This is a genomic window from Pseudarthrobacter phenanthrenivorans, assembly GCF_036455295.1.
GTDB classification, from domain to species: domain Bacteria; phylum Actinomycetota; class Actinomycetes; order Actinomycetales; family Micrococcaceae; genus Arthrobacter; species Arthrobacter phenanthrenivorans_C.
This window is the reverse complement of record NZ_JAYXNX010000001.1, coordinates 74,791-93,815: the sequence shown is the minus strand read 5'-3', so window position 1 is coordinate 93,815 and position 19,025 is coordinate 74,791. Positions and strand designations below refer to the sequence as shown.

At 66.4% G+C, this 19,025-nt stretch carries 16 protein-coding genes; 7 read left to right on the top strand and 9 right to left on the bottom strand.

Translation table 11 applies throughout. The features are described from left to right. Positions 1 to 15 precede the first annotated feature (15 nt). From VXJ37_RS00405 to VXJ37_RS00370, 8 genes are all read right to left on the bottom strand, one after another. A complete protein-coding gene (locus VXJ37_RS00405) occupies positions 16 to 114 on the bottom strand; it encodes a 30S ribosomal protein bS22 (RefSeq protein ID WP_003792170.1) in 99 nt (32 codons plus the stop codon). Positions 115 to 265: 151 nt separating this feature from the next. Then, positions 266 to 478, bottom strand: coding sequence for a helix-turn-helix domain-containing protein (locus VXJ37_RS00400; protein ID WP_043452394.1), 213 nt, complete (start codon positions 476 to 478; stop codon positions 266 to 268). Positions 479 to 634: 156 nt separating this feature from the next. After that, entirely contained in the window at positions 635 to 1,756 is a 1,122-nt protein-coding gene (locus tag VXJ37_RS00395) for a 3-deoxy-7-phosphoheptulonate synthase (RefSeq protein WP_331321103.1), read from the bottom strand. A 242-nt stretch (positions 1,757 to 1,998) separates the two neighbouring features. Beyond that, complete coding sequence (locus tag VXJ37_RS00390) at positions 1,999 to 3,018, bottom strand: acetylxylan esterase (protein WP_331321102.1); 1,020 nt, start codon at positions 3,016 to 3,018, stop codon at positions 1,999 to 2,001. A gap of 73 nt (positions 3,019 to 3,091) precedes the next feature. After that, entirely contained in the window at positions 3,092 to 4,516 is a 1,425-nt protein-coding gene (locus tag VXJ37_RS00385) for a rhamnulokinase (protein WP_331321463.1), read from the bottom strand. Between the two features lie 26 nt (positions 4,517 to 4,542). Next, positions 4,543 to 6,579 carry a bifunctional aldolase/short-chain dehydrogenase gene (locus tag VXJ37_RS00380; RefSeq protein ID WP_331321101.1) on the bottom strand — a complete coding sequence of 679 codons (2,037 nt, stop codon included), beginning with the start codon at positions 6,577 to 6,579 and terminating at the stop codon, positions 4,543 to 4,545. 7 nt (positions 6,580 to 6,586) lie between these two features. Beyond that, positions 6,587 to 7,753, bottom strand: a complete 1,167-nt coding sequence (gene rhaI / locus VXJ37_RS00375) for an L-rhamnose isomerase (RefSeq protein ID WP_331321100.1) — start codon at positions 7,751 to 7,753, stop codon at positions 6,587 to 6,589. 66 nt (positions 7,754 to 7,819) lie between these two features. Beyond that, the gene (locus tag VXJ37_RS00370) at positions 7,820 to 8,173 is read right to left on the bottom strand and encodes an L-rhamnose mutarotase (RefSeq protein ID WP_331321099.1); all 354 of its coding nucleotides are present in this window, start codon (positions 8,171 to 8,173) and stop codon (positions 7,820 to 7,822) included. Positions 8,174 to 8,324: 151 nt separating this feature from the next. On the opposite strand from VXJ37_RS00370, the gene VXJ37_RS00365 reads away from it, so the two are divergent. Further along, complete coding sequence (locus VXJ37_RS00365) at positions 8,325 to 9,347, top strand: LacI family DNA-binding transcriptional regulator (protein ID WP_331321098.1); 1,023 nt, start codon at positions 8,325 to 8,327, stop codon at positions 9,345 to 9,347. Between the two features lie 16 nt (positions 9,348 to 9,363). Here VXJ37_RS00365 and VXJ37_RS00360 read toward each other — a convergent pair whose 3' ends face one another. Continuing rightward, positions 9,364 to 9,741 carry a DUF7793 family protein gene (locus tag VXJ37_RS00360; protein ID WP_331321097.1) on the bottom strand — a complete coding sequence of 126 codons (378 nt, stop codon included), beginning with the start codon at positions 9,739 to 9,741 and terminating at the stop codon, positions 9,364 to 9,366. 275 nt (positions 9,742 to 10,016) lie between these two features. Between VXJ37_RS00360 and VXJ37_RS00355 the strand changes: the two genes are divergently transcribed. The 6 genes from VXJ37_RS00355 (at position 10,017) to VXJ37_RS00330 (ending at position 18,964) form a co-directional block, all read left to right on the top strand. Next, on the top strand, positions 10,017 to 10,583 hold the full coding sequence (locus VXJ37_RS00355; RefSeq protein ID WP_331321096.1) for an ABC transporter substrate-binding protein: 567 nt from the start codon (positions 10,017 to 10,019) through the stop codon (positions 10,581 to 10,583). 645 nt (positions 10,584 to 11,228) lie between these two features. Next, positions 11,229 to 12,530 (top strand): ABC transporter substrate-binding protein, encoded by a 1,302-nt coding sequence (locus VXJ37_RS00350; protein ID WP_331321095.1) that lies wholly within the window; start codon positions 11,229 to 11,231, stop codon positions 12,528 to 12,530. Further along, positions 12,527 to 13,468 (top strand): carbohydrate ABC transporter permease, encoded by a 942-nt coding sequence (locus tag VXJ37_RS00345; protein ID WP_331321094.1) that lies wholly within the window; start codon positions 12,527 to 12,529, stop codon positions 13,466 to 13,468. The genes VXJ37_RS00350 and VXJ37_RS00345 overlap by 4 nt, the downstream gene beginning before the upstream one ends. Next, positions 13,458 to 14,408, top strand: coding sequence for a carbohydrate ABC transporter permease (locus tag VXJ37_RS00340; RefSeq protein WP_331321093.1), 951 nt, complete (start codon positions 13,458 to 13,460; stop codon positions 14,406 to 14,408). The genes VXJ37_RS00345 and VXJ37_RS00340 overlap by 11 nt, the downstream gene beginning before the upstream one ends. 36 nt (positions 14,409 to 14,444) lie before the next feature. Continuing rightward, on the top strand, positions 14,445 to 15,650 hold the full coding sequence (locus VXJ37_RS00335) for a Gfo/Idh/MocA family protein (RefSeq protein WP_331321092.1): 1,206 nt from the start codon (positions 14,445 to 14,447) through the stop codon (positions 15,648 to 15,650). Further along, a complete protein-coding gene (locus tag VXJ37_RS00330) occupies positions 15,647 to 18,964 on the top strand; it encodes a family 78 glycoside hydrolase catalytic domain (RefSeq protein WP_331321091.1) in 3,318 nt (1,105 codons plus the stop codon). The genes VXJ37_RS00335 and VXJ37_RS00330 overlap by 4 nt, the downstream gene beginning before the upstream one ends. Positions 18,965 to 19,025 lie beyond the last annotated feature (61 nt).

Genomic DNA, 19,025 nt, shown 5'->3' with positions numbered 1-19,025 from the left:
CTGAACGAAGTATTGCTACTTCTTGTTGCGGCGCTGGTGACGGGTCTTGCGAAGCAGCTTGCGGTGCTTCTTCTTGGCCATACGCTTGCGACGCTTCTTGATAACTGAACCCACGAAAGTTCCTTACAAACTAGATGCAGTACCTGCCTGATGGGGAATGTCCGTGGACAAAGCTACGAACTGAACAACTGACAGATTCTTACAATGACGTAAAACGTTCCTTAACAGGGTACCGCCTATCGGGGGCGGCTCGGGACAGGCTGCCTCAGGCCGTCTCCGTGTGGCCGTCCACCACGGCACCCTTAAGGTACTGTTCAACGGCGTTTTCCGGTACCCGGTAGGAGCGGCCGAAGCGCACAGCCGGCATTTCGCCGGAGTGGACCAACCGGTAGACAGTCATTTTGGAGACGCGCATGACCTCGGCTACTTCAGCCACGGTCAGGAACTTCGCGTTGGAGAAGTTCTGTTCTGCCGACATTTCCCTATTTTCCTTTGCTGACGGATGGACAACAGTGACCCCAGGTACGTGCCAATGCGGTGTTCCGATGCTGAGCCATCCACCAACCACCTAAATAGATACTGTAGATGTTCATGTGGCAGATGTGAAAGTAGTGAGGCCCCCTATTTCGCTCCCCTATTTCGACTGACGCCGCTTCCGGGACGAGGCCGCCAGCTGCTCCAGCACTGACGCGGAAACCTCCCAGTCCATGCAGGCATCGGTGACGCTTTGTCCGTAGGCCAGGTCGGAGCGCCCCGCCGCGTGCTCGGCAACGTCCAGGTTCTGCGCCCCGCCCATCAGGAAGCTCTCCAGCATCACGCCGGCCACTGCCCGCGCCGCCGTCCCGCCGTCCTCCAGCTGGGCACCGATCTCCAGCGCAACCTCGGCCTGGCGGTGGTGGCTCTTGCCGCTGTTGGCGTGGCTGGCATCGACAATGAGGCGCGGGTTCAGCCCCTTGCCTGCCAGCTCGCTGGAGGCCCGCTCCACGTCCGCCGCTGAGTAGTTGGGCCCCTTGCGGCCGCCGCGCAGGATCACGTGGGTATCGGGGTTGCCGGCAGTGGCCACCAGTGCAGCCCGGCCCTCGCCATCGATGCCAAGGAATGCCTGCGCTGCCGCCGCGGCGCCGCAGGCATCGATCGCCACCTGCAGGCTGCCGTCGGTCCCGTTCTTGAAGCCGATGGGCATGGAAAGGCCGGAGGCAAGCTGCCGGTGGATCTGGCTTTCGGTGGTGCGGGCGCCGATGGCACCCCACGAGATGAGGTCAGCCATGTACTGGGGGCTGATCGGCTCCAGGAATTCGGTGGCGGTGGGCAGGCCCAGCGCCGTCACCTCCTGAAGGAACTTCCTGGCGGTGCGCAGGCCGGTGACCATGTCGTGGCTGCCGTCCAGCCGGGGATCGTTGATCAGGCCCTTCCAGCCCACCGTGGTGCGCGGCTTCTCGAAGTAGGTCCGCATGACGATCAGCAGGTCTTCCTTGTGCTTTTCGGCCTGGCTGACCAGCCGGCGGGCGTATTCCAGCCCCGCCTTGGGGTCGTGGATGGAGCAGGGTCCCACGATGACCAGCAGGCGGTCGTCCACGCCGTCCATGATGGCGCGCACTTCGTCCCGGCCCCGCTCGACGACGTCCGCCGCCCGGGCGTCCAGGGGCAGTTCGGCGAGGAGTTCGGAAGGAGTGGGCAGCGGCGTGAATTCACTGACCCGCAGGTTGGAGGTGGACTTGGTGTCGGCGGCGGGGGCTGCTGCTGTTGCGGTGCTCATGTTCGGGTCCTGTTCCAGATGGGAAGCGGGCCCGGATTTCAGAACCCGCCGGAGAAACGGCGAAGGGCAGAGAATCATCTCTGCCCTGTTGGCTCTGAAGGAAAGTTGGATGCGTGTCAGTTAGACGCGGGCTCCTCCAGAGCCAACGAAAAATACGCATACCAACGGTTAGTCATGGCAATGACCATAAGCCCGCGTCACCGCGTCCGCAAAATCAGCCTCCGTCACAATCCGGTGCCGGGCTACCCCAGCAGCTTGCGAAGGAACTGCAGTTGCCGGATCCAGTGGTGTTCCTGGCCACCTTCGTGGTTGTTGAAGCGGTACACCTCGATCTCCTTGGCGGCACCGGAGGCGGAAGACGCGTTGGTCCCGGAGCCGTAGGCGTTGTAGCTGGCGAACACCGTGGACGCCGGACAGATGTCGTCCATCAGCGCCGCCGAGTACAACGCTGGCGCCGTGGCGTAGCGGGCCAGGTTGACGCCGTCGAAATAGCCCAGGACTGCCAGCGCCGCGTCGTAACGGTCCCGGTGCCGCGCCAGGAACTGGGCGATCTCCGGGTAGGGCCCGCGCGGGGTGATGTCGATGGCACGGGGAAAGTCCTGCAGGAAGGGCACGTCCGGCAGCGCGGCGATGACGCCGTCGAGCCGTCCGGCGGTCAGCCCCGCGGTGGCCACCACCAGTCCGCCGCCCTGGCTGACGCCGGCCAGCACCACCTTGGCGGGATCGACGGCGGGGTGGGCCTGGGCAGCCTCCACGGCACGGACGGCGTCCACGTAGACGCGGCGGTAGTAGTAGTCCTCGCGGCTGGCGATGCCCCGGGTCATCAGACCGGCGTGCGCCACGTCACCGGCAGACGGGTGCGGGTCCGGCGTGTCGCCGACCAGGCCGCCGTAGCCCTGGCCGCGGGTGTCCATGATGAAATGCGCGTATCCGGCCTGGGCCCAGCGGGTGTCCTGGTTGACCAGGCCGCGGCCGCCCGAATAGCCGATGTAGTTCACCACCACCGGAAGCCGGGCCCCGGCATCCCGGTTGGCAGGCAGGTGCAGCCAGCCTTTGACCGGCGCACCCCCGAAGCCGGAGAACGTGACGTCGTAAGTGTCGATCACCGTGAGGTAGTTCTCCACCGGCTCAAAGGTCGCGTCCAGCGGAAAGGCGCGGGCTTCGTCCAGGGTGGCGTCCCAGAACGCGGCCAGGTCTTCCGGTGGAGTGACGTCGGAGGTGTAGCTGCGGAGCTGTGCAAGGGGAAGGTCGAAGAGGGGCATCGTTGTCCTTCTGGTTTCTGGTGGTTCGGCGGCCCGCGGAGGAGAAGATCTTCTATTTCTAGTGCATGAATCCTCAATGGACGATGAGGTCCACCGGTTCGTAGCGGCGAAGCGTGGTTCCTGCGGCGATGATTCGGCGCAGTTGCGCCAGTCCTCCTGCCGCGGCGCCGGCAGCGCGGGCCTGGACCAGCACGTTGCCCAGGGCGGTGGCTTCGACGGGACCGGCGATGACGGGCCGGCCGGTGGCGTTGGCGGTGAGTTGGCAGAGCAGGGTGTTCAGGGAGCCGCCGCCCACCACGTGCACCACGTCCACGGAGCGGCCGGCGAGGCCTTCGGCGGTGCTGATGGTCCTGGCGTAGCCTGCTGCGAGGCTGTCCATGATGCAGCGGGTGATGGCCGCGGGATCGTTGGGCAGGACATCGCCGGTGCGGCGGACCGCGGCGCGGATGCGTTCGGGCATGTTGTCCGGGGCGATGAAGTAGGGATCGTCCGCGTTGATCTGCGGTCCTCCGGCGGGCAGGGCGGCCGCGGCTTCCAGCAATGCCGGCAGGTCGGGCTGGAACCCTTCACCGGCCCAGGTCCGCTGGCACTCGCTCAGCAGCCACAGGCCGCCCACGTTGCGCAGGTAGCGGATAGTGCCGTCCACGCCGCGTTCATTCGTGAAGTTCGCTTCGCGGCTGGCTTGGGTCAGGACGGGGTGCTTGAGTTCCAGTCCCACCAGGGACCAGGTGCCTGACGAGATGTAGGCGAATGCGTCCTCCGTGGCAGGAACGGCCGCGACGGCGGACGCGGTGTCGTGGGAACCAACCGCCACCACGGGGGTTCCGGCGGGAAGTCCCGTGGCCGCGGCAACGTCCGGCAAAATGACCCCGTAAGCGTCGCCGGGCTGGATCAGCGGCGGGAACAGGTCCTTCCGCAGTCCCAGCGCGGTGAAGAATTCGGCGGCCCACTCCCCCGCCATGGCGTCGAAAAGACCCGTGGTGGAGGCGTTGGTGGCTTCGGTCCTGCGGACGCCTGTGAGCAGGAAGGCGATCAGGTCCGGGATGAGGAGTGCCTGCAGCCTGTCCAGGTCCTTCTCGGTGGCGAGCTGGTAGATGGTGTTGAACTGCAGGAACTGCAGGCCGGTCGTTTGGTAGAGGCGCTCAGGGTCCAGTGTGGCGTGGACGGGCGCGACGGCGGTGCGGCTGCGGTCATCGCGGTAGCTGTACGGCTGCGCCACGAGCGTCCCGGCGGCGTCCACCAGCCCGTAGTCCACGGCCCAGGTGTCGATGCCGATGCTGGCGATCCTTTCGCCTTGCCCGGCGGCCACCGCGGCGGCCGCCCGGAGGCCCGCAAGCACCTCCGCGAACAGGGCGTTGAAGTCCCAGCGGTGGCCGCCGTCGAGTTCCACCACTCCGTTGGGGAACCGGTGGACGGTCTCCAGCGCCACCCCGTCCGGGGAGACACGTCCCAGGATTACGCGGCCGGAGGAAGCTCCGATGTCGACGGCGGCAAACATGCCGCCGTCGACATCCTGCGAGGTGATCACCGGAGGAACGCTGCTGCGACGCCGGCGTCCACGGGGATGTGCAGGCCGGTGGTGTGGGACAGCTCGTTGCTGGTGAGGACGGCGGCGGCGTTGGCTACGTGTTCGGGCAGGACTTCACGCTTGAGCAGGGTGCGCTGGGCGTAGTACTCGCCCAGCTTCTCCTCGTCCACGCCGTAGACGGCGGCGCGTTTGGCGCCCCAGCCGCCGGCGAAGATCCCGGAGCCGCGGACCACGCCGTCGGGGTTGATGCCGTTGACGCGGATGCCGTACTCGCCCAGTTCGGCCGCGAGCAGGCGCACCTGGTGGGCCTGGTCTGCCTTGGTGGCGGAGTACGCGATGTTGTTGGGGCCGGCGAACACGGAGTTCTTGGACGAAATGTAGATGATGTCCCCGCCCATGCCCTGGGCGATCATGACCTTCGCTGCGGCCTTGGCCACCAGGAATGATCCCTTGGCCATGACGTTGTGCTGCAGGTCCCAGTCCTTTTCGGTGGTTTCCAGCAGCGGTTTGGAGATGGACAGGCCGGCGTTGTTGACCACCAGGTCAACGCCGCCGAACGCCAGGACCGCGGCGTCGATTGCTGCGGCGACCTGGGTTTCGTCTGTCACGTCCGCCTGGACGCCGACGGCGACGTCCGCGCCGCCGAGCTCTTCGGCGACCTTCTGCGCGTTCTCCAGGTTCAGGTCGGCAATGACGACGCACGCGCCTTCCGCGGCGAGCCGGGTGGCGATGGCTTTGCCGATCCCCGACGCGGCGCCGGTGACCAGGGCGATGCGGGTGGCGTGGGACTTGGGCTTGGGCATCCGGGCCAGTTTGGCTTCCTCCAGCGCCCAGTACTCGATCCGGAACTTCTCGGCTTCCTCGATCGGGGCATAGGTGGAGATGGCCTCCGCGCCGCGCATCACGTTGATGGCGTTGAGGTAGAACTCACCGGCCACGCGGGCGGTCTGCTTGTCCTTGCCGAAGGAGAACATCCCCACGCCCGGGACCAGCACGATGGCCGGGTCAGCACCGCGAAGGGCTGGGCTGTCCGCCTCGGCGTGGCGGTCGTAGTAGGCCTGGTAGTCCTCGCGGTAGTCCGCGTGGAGCTCCTGGAGCCGGGCGATCGAATCCTCGATGGACGCGGCCGCGGGCAGGTCCAGGATCAGGGGCTTGACCTTAGTGCGCAGGAAGTGGTCCGGGCAGGAAGTGCCCAGCGCACCCAGCCGCGGGTGCTCGGCGGCTTCGAGGAAGTCCAGGACGCAGGCGTCATCACTGAAGTGCCCCAGGACCGGCTTGTCCGAGGAGGCCAGGCCGCGGATCACCGGTGCGAGGGCGGCGGCCTTGGCACGCCGCTCGGCCTCGGGCAGGGCGCCGTAGCCCGGGAGCTTGGCTCCGAAGGGTTCGGCCTTGCCGTTCTCCCTGATGTATTTTTCGGCCTGGTCGATGATCCACAGCGAATTCTGCTCTGCTTCTTCGCTGGTGGCGCCCCAGGCGGTGATGCCGTGGCCGCCCAGTATGGTGCCAATGGCCTGCGGGTTGGCGTCCTTGATCGCGGCGATGTCCAGGCCCAGCTGGAAACCGGGCCGGCGCCAAGGCACCCAGACCACCTTGTTGCCGAAGATCTTTTCGGTCAGGGCCTCACCGTCCGCCGCGGTGGCGATCGCGATGCCGGAGTCCGGGTGCAGGTGGTCAACGTGCGCGGCGTCCACCAGCCCGTGCATGGCAGTGTCGATCGAGGGCGCAGCCCCGCCTTTGCCGTGCAGGCAGTAATCGAACGCGGCCACCATCTCGTCCTCGCGCTCCACGCCCGGGTACACGTTCTTCAGCGCGGTCAGCCGGTCCAGGCGCAGCACCGCAAGGTTCTGCTCCTTCAGCGTGCCCAGGTCCCCGCCGGAACCCTTGACCCACAACAGTTCGACGTCACCGCCCGTGACCGGGTCCTTCGCCATGCCCTTGGCCGAGGTGTTGCCACCGGCGAAGTTGGTGTTCCGCTTGTCCGCCCCCAGGCGGTTGGAACGGGCAATCAGGTCTTCAACAGTCTTGTTCGTCATAACTTCCTCAGGCGCCCCATCCGGCTTGCCGGCCGCCTGCGCGGTCCTCGTTGATCTGTTTCTGGTAGCCGCTGGCCTTGTAGGCGGCCATCGGGTCCGCGGGCAGGCCGCGGGATTCCCGCCACTCGGCCAGGAGCGGCCGGACGTCGGTGTAGAAGGCGTCGTTGAAGATGCCGTTGGCGGCCAGGACATCGCCGGCACGCTGGGCTTCACCGAGCGCAGCGGTGTCCACCAGCAGGGCGCGCAGCGTCATCTCCTGGACGTTGAGCACAGACCGGATCTGGCCCGGGATCTTCTCCTCCAGGTTGTGGCACTGGTCCAGCATGAGGGCAACGCCGGAATCCTTCCCGTAGCCGCTGCCCCGGATCACCTCATGCATGATGCGGAAGAGCTGGAACGGGTCCGCGGCACCCACGATCAAATCGTCGTCGGCATAGAAGCGAGAGTTGAAATCGAACGAGCCCAGCTTGCCCAGGCGGAGCAGCTGCATCACGATGAACTCGATGTTCGTGCCCGGGGCGTGGTGGCCGGTGTCCAGGCAGACAAACGCCTTCTCCCCCAGCGCCAGGGTCTGGGCGTACGAGGTGCCCCAGTCCGGAACATCCGTGTGGTAGAAAGCCGGCTCGAAGAACTTGTACTCCAGCACCAGGCGCTGCCCATCCCCCAGGGCCGCGTAGATCTCCTGCAGGGATTCGGCCAGGCGATCCTGACGCCCGCGCATGTCGTCCTGGCCCGGGTAATTGGTGCCGTCCGCCAGCCAGACCTTCAGGTCGCGGGACCCCGTGGCGTGCATGATGTCGATGCAGTCCAGGTGGTGGTCGATCGCCCGGCGGCGGACGGCCTCGTTGGAGGAGGTCAGTGAACCGAACTTGTACTCGTCATCCTGGAAGGTGTTGGAGTTAATGGTGCCCAACCCCACTCCCAGGCCGGCGGCATACTCCTTCAACGCGGCATAGTCGTCCACCTTGTCCCACGGGATATGGAGGGCAACGGTGGGTGCCAATCCGGTCAGCTCGTGGACCTTGGCAGCGTCCGCCAATTTCTCCTGGACGGTCCGCGGCGTGCCAGGCGTGCCGAACACCCTGAACCGCGTACCCGAATTTCCATAAGCCCACGAAGGGACCTCGATGGCAAGCTCCCCGAGCCTGCCCAGCGCCGTTGCTACGTCATTCATGATGGTTCTTTCCGGTGGTGGAGCGTCTGTTTGATGCGTCATGGTGGGTGCACCGCTGCTGAAGCGTTAGTGCTGTGGTTGCCGGGAACCGGCGGCTGCGAGCTGGCTCTCCAGGTCGAAGACTTCCTCAAGTACTTGGAACCCTTCATCCGGCGCCTGTCCGGAGTCCTCGAAAAGTTCCGCCATCTCCGCTTGCCAGCGGGCGTTCACCTCCGTCAGGGCCATGCGGGCACGGACGGCGTCAAAGTCGTCGCACTCCACGTACCCCACAAGGAGTCCGTCTTCCCCCAGGAACAGGGAGTAGTTGTGCCACCCTGCGTCCTTCAGGGCAAGGAGCATGTCCGGCCACACGGCGGCGTGCCGGCGCCGGTATTCGGCCATCAAAGCCGGCTGGACCGAGGAACGGAAGCAGACGCGCATGGGAACCCCTTTTGGAAACCACGATTTTTTGAATCGTTTCATTGGTACGATTCAAAGTACTCTTGGATTTGAGCAGGTGTCAAGCAACGGCAAAAACTTTTGATCCACCCCGCGGAGCCGACCTCCACGGGCAGACCGGCACGGAGAATTGATGAACCGCACAGCCAGCATCAAGGACGTGGCCACCCACGCGGGGGTGGCCGTGGGCACAGTCTCCAACGTCCTGAACTATCCGGACCGGGTTTCGGAAAGGACCAAGGAGCGGGTGCTGCGCGCCATCGATGATCTTGGCTTCGTGCGGAATGATGCCGCCCGCCAGCTCCGCGTGGGCCACAGCCGCACCATCGGGCTCATTGTCCTGGACGTCGGCAACCCCTTCTTCACCTCGGTGGTGCGTGCAGCAGAGGATGCAGCCGCGCTGCAGGGAAGCGCCGTCCTGCTGGGCGACAGCGGCCACGACGCAGGCCGGGAGGCCAATTACATCGACCTCTTCCAGGAGCAGCGCGTCCAGGGACTCCTGATTTCACCGGTGGGCGATGTGACGGCCAGGCTCGATCTCCTTCGCGAGCGCGGCGTGCCCACGGTGCTGGTGGACCGGCTGGCTGACGAGTCCAAATTCAGCTCGGTTGCGGTGGATGACGACGCCGGCGGGTACCTTGCCGCCCGGCACCTGCTGGATACCGGCCGCCGTCGGCTCGCCTTCGTCGGCGGCCCCACGTCCATCCGCCAGGTCGCGGACCGGCTTGAGGGCGCCCGGCGGGCCGTGAAGGAGGAACCGGACGCCACACTGGAAGTACTTGACGCGGAGGGCCAGACGGTCCTGGCCGGCCGCAGCGTGGGCGACATGCTGGTCCGGCGGGGCCGGGCGGACCTGCCGGACGGAATCTTCTGCGCCAACGACCTCCTGGCCCTCGGCGTCATGCAGTCGCTCACCATGACCCACACGTTCCGCATCCCGGAGGACGTGGCGCTGGTCGGCTACGACGACATCGACTTTGCAGCATCGGCAGTAGTACCGCTGTCATCGATCCGCCAGCCAACTGAATTGCTGGGCAGGACAGCCATTGAACTGCTGTCCGAAGAGGTGGAGTCCCAGAGCCCGGTCCACCGGGCCGTGGTGTTCACCCCCGAACTGGTGGTCAGGCAGAGCACAGCCACGCCCGCCGCAGGTTAGGGCAGCAAAGTAGCTGCTACTTTCCGTCCTGCCGCAGCCACTTCATGGACTCATTCCGGGACGTGAAGAATCGGGTAGGGCATGGCGGGACGTGGACGCCAAGGAAGAAGTTGGCGATGATCCGGTCCACGGGGCTCGAGCCCAGCAAGGCTATGCGATTTGCTGCACAGGGGATGGAGAACACCGACCGCGCCTGGATGCTGACGTTTTCGGTGGTGGCCATGTCTACCAGCATCGGGTAGTTGGCGTCACCGGCCAGGCGGTTCACGGCGGCCATGGCAGCCTGCGCATCCTCGGCTTCTATGCGGACCTTGGGTTCCCAGATGAGGTGGATGATCCCGTCGGCGCGCAGTTCCACGGTGCCTTTGCCGCCGTCAACCAATACGGGCTCCATATCCCGCCTCCCTCCAGTGGGCAGATCACCAACCCCTCTATCTTGCACCACGCCGGGAGTCGACACTCCACAGCTTGACTAATCAGCATACTTACTAATACGGTGGTCGGCGTGCCCGTGGCCTGGATCACTTCGGCGCCACGTGTCGCGGCCCGCCAGGGCTGCATCTGAAACAAGTGCATTTGAAATAACCAGTTCCGCCGGGGTTCTCCATGGGGGCGGAGCCTCGGGGGGTTCACTGCGCCGCAGCCCGGCGCTGAAAGGATTTACCGAAAATGCGAACAAAGGTCTCAGCTTCAGTCACCGCCATTGCCCTTTCCGGCGCCATGCTCTTCGGCATGGCAGGCCCGGCCACGGCAGCGGCGCCAGCGGCTCCTTCCACCGCCACCCAATCGACAAGGGTCGCCAACGTGACGGGAACCATCAACCAGACCATCGACGGCGTCGGCACCTTCGTGGGATCCTTCACCCCGTCAGGTTTCAGCACCCAAAACGGCCAGCTGACCGTCACGGGTCTCGTGCAGGGTACCTTCACGGACCTTAACGGCGTGGCCACCCCCGTCTCCCAGACACTGACCACCACTGCTGCAGCCGCGCCCTCCACAGCTGCCGCGCTCGCCTCCGGCGGCAGCTGCGACGTCCTTAACCTTGTCCTCGGGCCGCTGCACCTGAATCTCCTGGGACTCAACGTGGACCTGAACCAGGTGGTCCTGAACATCACCTCCCAGACCGGGGCGGGCAACCTGGTCGGCAACCTCCTCTGCGCCGTCACCGGCCTCCTCGATGGCGGCAATGGACTCAACGGCCTCACCAACCTGCTCAACCGACTCCTGGGGCTCTAGCTTCCGGTACGTCAACAACCCGAAAAACGATAAACACGGCGGGCGGTCCTTTCGGGCCGCCCGCCTTGCGTTGCTGCTAAAGCTTCTCCACCACCAGGTTGCGGCGGGCGGCCCCGAGCGGAGGCATCTGCCGGAAACCGATCCGGCCACCGCCAGCACCCTGGCTGCATACCCCCACTCGAAGAGGCACAGCCCATTGACGAAAAACGTCAGCGAGGGCCCGCCCTTCAGCACCTCCAGCAGGTACAGCCCACCCAGGCGGGACCCGGGCAAAAAGGGCGAAGGCAATCCACGGCAGGCTCGGGCGCGCAGTCCAGGCGAGGGTGTCGAGAAATGAGTAGGCACCCGCACTGAAGGTCCCCGCCGGCATGGCAGGGTTCCTTCCCCTGCCCCCGCACCGGCGAGACGCGACATAGTCCCCCATCGTGCGAGTAATCGGTTTCCCGAAAATCCGGACCAGCAGCAGCCCGCCGGCCGGGACAATTTTTGAATCGTTACATACCACGTGCCCGATGCGATGGAAAGGGCTTGCCAAGTTGTATGGAATGCGCTTTCCTTATACAAGAGCAACGTGGCGTAGGACACACGCCCTGGATCCGGACCCGGACCCCCTGCACAGCAACCCATGAACTCAAAGGAGAGACAATGACTACCTTGACCCGCCGATCGGCACTGGCACTCTTTGCGGGAACTGCTGCAGTGGGGGCCCTTTCCGCCTGCGGTACCGGGGGCGGCTCGAAGAACGCTGACGGATCCGTTACCTTGCGTGTCTCCTGGTGGGGCAACGATGTGCGGAACAACCAGACCCAGCAGGTGATCGATGCCTTCCAGCAGGCCCATCCGAACATCAAGATCCAGGCAGAGCCCGGCGTGTGGTCGGGATACTGGGACAAGCTGGCCACCCAGACGGCCGCAAATGACGCACCGGATGTGATCCAGATGGACCTGGCCTACATCGCCGAGTACGGCGGACGCGGCGCGCTCCTCGACCTCTCCAAGCAGAGCCAGCTGGACCTGTCCGCCTTCGACCAGAACACGATCAAGGCAGGCCAGTACAACGGCAAGCTCAACGGCATCAGCACTGGCCAGAACGCCCTGGCGGTCTTCGCCAACGTCAACGTGTTCAAGAAGGCCGGCGTCGCAATCCCTGACGACACGAAGTGGACTTGGGACGACTACCTGAAGACGGCCCAGGCTCTCGCGGCCGGCGCCGGCAACTATGGATCCTCGTACGCCCTGACGGACCAGAGCCTCAGCATCTGGCTGCGCCAGAGGGGAGAGCAGCTCTACACGCAGGATGGCCAGACCGGTTTCACCGTCGACGGCGTGGCCTCCTACATGGCCTTCCAAAAGAAGCTGATGGATTCCAATGCCGCGCCCCCGGCGAGCGTGGCACAGGAGGACATCGGCGCCCCGGTCGAGCAGACGCTGGCCGCGACGAACAAGACCGGTATGTCATTCTGGTGGACCAATCAGCTCGGCGCCATTGCGAAGGCCGCCGGCAGCGACATCAAGCTCCTGCGCGTACCGAGCCAGGACGGCAACCCCAAGGATGATGGGCTCTTCTACAAGCCCTCGATGTATTGGTCCGCGTCATCGCGTTCGAAGCACTCGGCCGAGGCGGCGACATTCATTGACTACCTGGTCAACAGCACCGACGCCGCCAAGATCATCACCACAGAGCGCGGTTTCTCAACGTCTTCGAAGATCCAGGACGCCATCAAACCCCTGCTCACCCCGACCGACAAGGCGGCGCTCGACTTCCTCACGGAGATCAAGCCCGAGCTCGGCGACGCGCCCGCCGTCCCGCCCACGGGCTCGAGCAAGGCCGCCGACGCCCTCGGCCGCCACACCACCGATGTCCTGTTCGGGCGTGCGAGCGTGCAGGATGCGGCCGCCGCGTTCAAGAGCGACGCGGACAACATGATCAAGAATGCCAAGAAATGAGCGCACTCGCTGAACTGGGCAGCCTCGGGAAGAAGTCCCGGGGCGGGCGCCCCAATGTCAAGCGGACCTACAAGGACAACCGCGCCGCCATGGTCTTCCTCGCCCCCTGGATTGTGGGCCTGGCAGCCATCACGGTCGGGCCGATGCTGATCTCGCTGTACCTGTCGTTCACGGATTACAACCTGATCCAGGACCCGAACTTCATCGGCACCGACAACTTCACCCGGATGATGCAGGACGACCGGTTTTGGAACTCCCTGCGGGTGACACTCACGTACGTGATCGTCGGTGTCCCGCTGCAGCTGGGGCTGGCCCTGGCCGTGGCGCTGGCCCTGGACAAAGGCCTCAAGGGCCTGCCGTTCTACCGCTCGGTGTTCTATTTGCCGTCCCTGCTGGGGTCCTCCGTGGCAGTGGCGATCCTCTGGAAGCAGATGTTCGGCACTTCAGGCCTGGTCAACCAACTTCTGGCCATGGTGGGAATCACCGGCCCCGGCTGGATCTCGGACCCCAGCACCGCCCTGGGCAGCATCATCCTGCTGCACGTCTGGACCTTCGGCTCGCCGATGATCATCTTCCTGGCCGGGCTGCGGCAAATCCCCACCATGTACTACGAAGCCGCCGCCGTGGACGGCGCAGGCCGGCCCACCCGGTTCCTGAAAATCACCCTGCCCTTGCTGAGCCCGATCATCTTCTTCAACCTGGTGCTGCAGATCATCGGCGCGTTCCAGTCCTTCACGCAGGCGTTCATCGTCTCCGGCGGCACCGGCGGCCCGTCCGATTCGACCATGTTCTTCACGCTCTACCTCTACCAGCGCGGCTTCGGCCAGTTCGACATGGGCTACGCATCGGCCATGGCCTGGGTCCTGCTCGTCATCGTCGGCGTCTTCACCGCCATCAACTTCTACGCATCGAAATTCTGGGTGTTCTATGACGACTGAATCAGCCCCGCGCGTCACCACCGACGCCACACCGCCCGTACCCGGCCCCGTCCGGGAACGCCGCCCGGCAAGCACCACCCTCACCCGGAGCGCCGGCTATGCCCCGAGTCCGAGGCAACGCGCCAAGAGCTTACTGAAACACGCGGTCCTGATCGCAGCCGCGATCATCATGATCTACCCCCTGCTGTGGATGATCGCCTCATCCTTCCGGCCCAGCGCGGACGTATTCCGTGCCCCGGGACTTTGGCTCACCGAGGTCCACACGGAGAACTACGCCACCGGATGGAACGCCCTGACCTCACCGTTCGGCACCTACCTGCTGAACTCGGCCCTCGTTGTCCTGGGCGCGGTCATCGGAAACCTCGTCTCCTGCTCGCTGGCCGCCTACGCCTTCGCCAGGCTGGACTTCCGCGGCAAAAAGTGGATGTTCGGCGCCATGCTCGTCACCATCATGCTCCCCATCCACGTGGTCATCGTGCCCCAGTACATCCTGTTCTCCCAGATCGGCTGGGTGAACACCTTCGCGCCCCTCATCGTGCCGAAATTCCTGGCCACCGACGCGTTCTTCATCTTCCTCATGGTCCAGTTCATCCGCGGCATCCCCCGGGAGCTGGATGAAGCAGCCAGGATCGACGGCGCAGGCCACCCACGCATCTTCCTGCAGGTCATCCTCCCCCTGATGACACCGGCCCTGGCCACCACCACCATCTTCACCTTCATCTGGACCTGGAGCGACTTCTTCAGCCAACTCATCTACCTCACCTCCCCCGACGTCTTTACCGTCCCCGTGGCGCTCCGCAGCTTCGTCGACGCCCAATCCAGCACCGACTGGGGTTCGATGTTCGCCATGTCGGTCGTCTCGCTCCTTCCCGTCTTCATCGCCTTCCTCGTCGGCCAAAAATTCCTGGTCAAAGGCATCGCGACAACGGGCATCAAGTAGGCACAGGCACCGCCCCGCGGGGCAGATCGGAGAACCATGGAAACGGCGATGGACGCCGCCGGCAGCAACACCGGAACAGCCTCCGCGGCAGCCGCGAAGGTTGCCCTGGTGGGAGTGCATGGCTTTGGCACCCACCACCTGCGGAACCTCGAACGCCTCCAGTCACAGGGACGCGTTGAACTGGTTGCCGTAGCGGATCCGCAGCCTCCGGCACCCGGCGCCGTCCCGCCGTCGGCCACTGTTTATCCGGGGCTCGAAGACCTCCTTGGGTCCACCCGCGACCTGGACGCCATTATCGTGGCCACTCCCATCCAGACCCACGCCCCGCTGGCGCTGGCCGCCCTGGCCACGGACGCGGAACTGTACCTTGAGAAGCCGCCCGTCGCGTCGCTGGCGGACTTTGACCGGCTGCTCGCGGCGGCCTCGGCATCAGGGCACGGAGTGCAGGTGGGCTTCCAGAGCCTCGGCTCGCACGCCCTGAAGGCCATTGAAGAGCTGCTGGCCGCCGGGACCATCGGCACGCTGGAAGGCCTCTCCGCCACGGGCCGCTGGGTCCGGGACAGGGCCTACTTCAAACGCTCCCGCTGGGCGGGAAAGAGGAGCATCAATGGCGTGGACGTGGTGGACGGCGTGGTCACGAATCCGCTGGCCCATGCCGTGGCAACCGCCCTCCGGATCGCCGGGGCCCGCACCACCGACGACCTGGCTTCGGTGGAAACCGAGCTGTACCACGCGAACGACATTGAATCCGATGACACCTCGGTGGTCCGGATCCGCACGTCCGCCGGGCTGCCCATCACCTGCGCCCTGACCATCTGCGCGTCGGACGCGGAGGAGCCGTACGTCACCCTCCAGGGCTCGGCCGGCACTGCGGTGTTCCACTACACGGAAGACAGGCTGACCGTCGAGGCAGCGTCCGGGCGCACCGAAGAAACCTTCGGCCGTGACGACCTGACGGAGAACCTCCTGGCCCACCGCGCCACCGGCGTTCCGCTCATCAGCAGCCTGATGGACAGCGGAGCCTTCATGCTGGTTCTGGAAGCCGTCCGCACGGCGCCCCCGCCAACCCGGATTGACCCCGCCCATGTTCGATGGGAAGGCGACGGCGACGCCGCCCACCCCATAGTGGCGGGCATTGAGGACGCCCTGGAACGCGCGGGCCGCCGGCATGCCACGTTCAGCGAACTGGGACTGCCTTGGGCCGTCTCCACCCCAACTGCATTCGAGCTGCCGCCCTCATGAACCGCGATGACACGGAACGCTTGGAGCCAGGCCTTCGGGAGACGGGGCTGCAGGAGGCAGCCGCCCGGGACGCCGCGGCCCTGGCCGGTGGCGCCGGCGCGCTGTACGCCGTCAACCTCCTGACGGACGGCGCCGCTTCCTGCCTGACGGCTGCCCCCTCGCCTGCCTTCAGCTGGGAACTGAACCTGGACGACGGCGGCGACCCCACCGTTGCCCGGCAGACCGGCTATGAGCTGGAGGTGCAGGACGCCAGGGGTTCCCTTTTGTGGGCTTCCGGGCCGGTGGGCCGGAACACCCAGCGCGGTGTCTCCTGCGGCGCCCTGGTGCTCGACGACGACGCGGACTACGCGTGGCGTGTCCGAGTCCGTGACGCAGCCGGTGTTCTGGGTGGCTGGTCAGCCCTGCAGCCGTTCAGCACCGGACTCGGTGACAGCTCCTGGGACGCCGCCTGGATCGGGCGTGCGCCGGGTGGACGCGCTCCCCTCGGGATCCTCAACAACGCTCTCCGCGTGGCGGCGTCGCCCTTCCTGCCCCTTCCCTGCCCCGCGCTCCACAGCTACCGGCTGGAGGCGCGGGTTCGTCCCGTGATGGGCCGCTCCGGCCTGCTCCTGCGCAGCAGCCGCGCCGGAACCGGCCTGCTGCTGGAGCTGGGCGCCGATGGAGATGTAGTGCTGCGCCGGGCACCGAAATGGGAGATCCCTTCCCCCGCAGTGCCGGAGACCGAGGTCCTGGCGTCGGCCCAGGCGGGGGAACAACCCTCCGGTACCTGGCGCGACGTCACCGTCGCAGATGACGGCCGGACCATCCGCGTCCATGTGGACGGAGCGGAACTGCTCGCCGTTGAAGCGCCCGGCGGCGCGGCGGAAGGCAGGCCCGCGCTGCACCAGGGCCCGCGCAGCCAGGCGGAGTATGCGTCGCTGCGTGTCACCGACGCTGCCGCCGGCAGGGCGGGGACCGTGCTGCTGGACCACCGCTTCAATGCGCGCGGGGAAGCGGCGGCCTGCCTGACGCAGTGGTCCCCGACGACCGAACACCGCCAACCCGACGAGTGGACCCTGTTCCGGACCACCCTCCAGCTCACCGGGACGGTCCGGCGGGCCCGCCTCTACGCGGCCGCCCACCACCACGCCCAGCTTTCCGTGGCTGGAAGGCACTGTCTCAGCACCACCTCCTTCGGCTATCCGGGCGAGGGGTATTACGACGCCGCGGATATCACCGATGCGCTCCGCGGGCACCCTGCGGACACGCCCGTGCCGGTCACCGCGTTGCTGCACTGGTACGGTCCCGGCCAGGGCCGCGCGGCCGGCATCCCGGGCCTCCTGGTCCGGCTCACGGTGGATTACGACGACGGCCGACGCGACGTCCTCACGTCGGGTCCGGGTTGGTCCGCTGTGGAAGGGCCCTACCGGCAGTCGGGGTACCGGAACGATGAGGGTGACCCGGTGGAGCACCTGGACGGCCCTGCCGCCGCATCCCTCTCAGCCGCCCGGGACCTTCCGCCCGCAATCAGCTCAGGCGCCCACCCGACGCCGGACTTTCCCGGACTGCACCCCCGCAGGACCTTCCTGTCAGGGGAATTCGTGCCCCCGGCGCAGTTCCTCACCGCCGGTGACGGCACCCTTGTGGCCGACTTTGGCCAGGTCCTTCCAGCGCGGCCGGAAGTGGATTTCCTGGACGGTGTGCCGGGGCGGACCGTGATGATGCGGGCGGGGTACGTGCTCAGCCCCGATGGCAGGGTGGATGCCGGAAAGACCGCCAGCCAGAACACGGACATGTCCTTCCCCTACACCCAGGCGTCCGGGCCCCAGCAGTACCGTGCCTCGGTGCACCTGGGCTTCCGCTACCTGGAACTGCCCGGAATCGAAGCAGCAGAGGTGTCCCGCGTTGGCGCCCGCACTGTCCACGCCGGCCACCCTGCCGAGGGGAGTTTCAGCAGTTCGGACCCCGTCCTGGACGCAGTGTTCCGGCTGCTCCGCGATTCTGCGTTCTATGGCGTGCAGGAGCAGTTCGTGGACACGCCCACCCGGGAAAAGGGCCAGTTCCTGGCCGATGCGGCGAACATTTCCTATGCCACCATGGCGCTTTTCGGTGAGCATGCCTATACGGCGCAGGCGCTCCGGGAGTTCGCCTGGTCCGCCCGCCGCTACTGGACACCGGCCAAAGAGAAGGGGCGCTACAACGCCGTCTATCCCAACGGGGACGGCAAGCGGGACATCCCCGATTTTTCCCTCATGCTGCCCGAGTGGGCGGAGGAATACCACCTCCGCACGGGCGACCTTGGCCTGGTGCAGGACCTGCTCCCCCACCTTCGCGACACTGCGGACTATGCCCTGCGGCACATTCCGGCGGAAGGCCCGACGGCGGGACTGGTCACCACACTGGGCGGCGGCTCCGGTCCCTACCTGCATGGAATCGTGGACTGGCCCGCGCCCGGCAGGTTCGGCTACGACATGGACTGCGCAGCGAAAACCACCGCCAACGCCCAGGCCTACTCTGCCATGGTGTCCACGGCGCGGCTCTGCAGCGCGGCAGGCGATCATGAAGCAGCGGTCCACTATTCCGCGGCGGCCCGCACCTTGGCGGAGGCGATCCGCGCACGGCTGCGGGTGGGCGGGGTCATGGTGGACGGACTCCACGCCGACGGGACACCCAGCTCCCACGCCTCCCAGCACGCCACCTCCTTCCCGTTGTCCCTGGGCATCACCGGGCCGGATTACGCTGCGGCGGATGCGGCCCGGATGGCCGGGATGGGCATGCGGCAGGGACCCATGACCGTGCACCGGCTGGTCCGCGCGCTGATAGGCCAGGGGATGACGGACGCGGTCCTGGACCTCCTCACCAACAAGGAGCAGCCCGGCTGGGCGCAGCTCCTGGACCGCGGCGGCACGTTCACGTGGGAGGCCTGGGACCTGGAGGAGGGAACGGACTACAGCCAGTCCCATGCGTGGTCCGCGTCCGTCATCAAGGAGATCCTGGAGCACCTCCTGGGCGTCAGGTACACCGCGCCGGGCGGCAACGAGGTGTTGGTCGAACCGCCGCTGTGCCGGCTGGAGCAGGCCGGCGGAAGCGTCCCGGCGGGCAACGGGTACGTGCGGGCCGGCTGGCGGCGGCGTGGCCAACGGGTGGAGCTGGAGTGCACCATCCCTCCGGGAGTCACTGCCACGGTCCGGCTGCCTGCCGGCTCCTACGCCGTGGAGGGCCCCAACCCGGATGCCGCCATGGCAAGCTCCCCTCCCGCTGGTGACAATGGGAAGCACCGGGCGTCCCGCGACTTCCGGGTGCACACCGGAACGTGGGCCTTTAGGCCCGTGTAGCAGGCCCCTGCTGCCGCAGGAAAGGCACGGCCGGAAACAGACAGAGACCAGAGGAGCCGGA

What these genes read in the sequence shown, in the direction of transcription:
- VXJ37_RS00400 (WP_043452394.1), bottom strand. Translation starts at nt 478, where the DNA reads ATGTCGGCAGAACAGAACTTCTCCAACGCGAAGTTCCTGACCGTGGCT.
- VXJ37_RS00380 (WP_331321101.1), bottom strand. Translation starts at nt 6,579, where the DNA reads ATGACGAACAAGACTGTTGAAGACCTGATTGCCCGTTCCAACCGCCTG.
- VXJ37_RS00355 (WP_331321096.1), top strand. Translation starts at nt 10,017, where the DNA reads ATGCGAACAAAGGTCTCAGCTTCAGTCACCGCCATTGCCCTTTCCGGC.
- VXJ37_RS00360 (WP_331321097.1), bottom strand. Translation starts at nt 9,741, where the DNA reads ATGGAGCCCGTATTGGTTGACGGCGGCAAAGGCACCGTGGAACTGCGC.
- VXJ37_RS00350 (WP_331321095.1), top strand. Translation starts at nt 11,229, where the DNA reads ATGACTACCTTGACCCGCCGATCGGCACTGGCACTCTTTGCGGGAACT.
- VXJ37_RS00390 (WP_331321102.1), bottom strand. Translation starts at nt 3,018, where the DNA reads ATGCCCCTCTTCGACCTTCCCCTTGCACAGCTCCGCAGCTACACCTCC.
- VXJ37_RS00335 (WP_331321092.1), top strand. Translation starts at nt 14,445, where the DNA reads ATGGAAACGGCGATGGACGCCGCCGGCAGCAACACCGGAACAGCCTCC.
- VXJ37_RS00330 (WP_331321091.1), top strand. Translation starts at nt 15,647, where the DNA reads ATGAACCGCGATGACACGGAACGCTTGGAGCCAGGCCTTCGGGAGACG.
- VXJ37_RS00345 (WP_331321094.1), top strand. Translation starts at nt 12,527, where the DNA reads ATGAGCGCACTCGCTGAACTGGGCAGCCTCGGGAAGAAGTCCCGGGGC.
- rhaI (WP_331321100.1), bottom strand. Translation starts at nt 7,753, where the DNA reads ATGAATGACGTAGCAACGGCGCTGGGCAGGCTCGGGGAGCTTGCCATC.
- VXJ37_RS00365 (WP_331321098.1), top strand. Translation starts at nt 8,325, where the DNA reads ATGAACCGCACAGCCAGCATCAAGGACGTGGCCACCCACGCGGGGGTG.
- VXJ37_RS00370 (WP_331321099.1), bottom strand. Translation starts at nt 8,173, where the DNA reads ATGCGCGTCTGCTTCCGTTCCTCGGTCCAGCCGGCTTTGATGGCCGAA.
- VXJ37_RS00340 (WP_331321093.1), top strand. Translation starts at nt 13,458, where the DNA reads ATGACGACTGAATCAGCCCCGCGCGTCACCACCGACGCCACACCGCCC.
- VXJ37_RS00395 (WP_331321103.1), bottom strand. Translation starts at nt 1,756, where the DNA reads ATGAGCACCGCAACAGCAGCAGCCCCCGCCGCCGACACCAAGTCCACC.
- VXJ37_RS00385 (WP_331321463.1), bottom strand. Translation starts at nt 4,516, where the DNA reads ATGTTTGCCGCCGTCGACATCGGAGCTTCCTCCGGCCGCGTAATCCTG.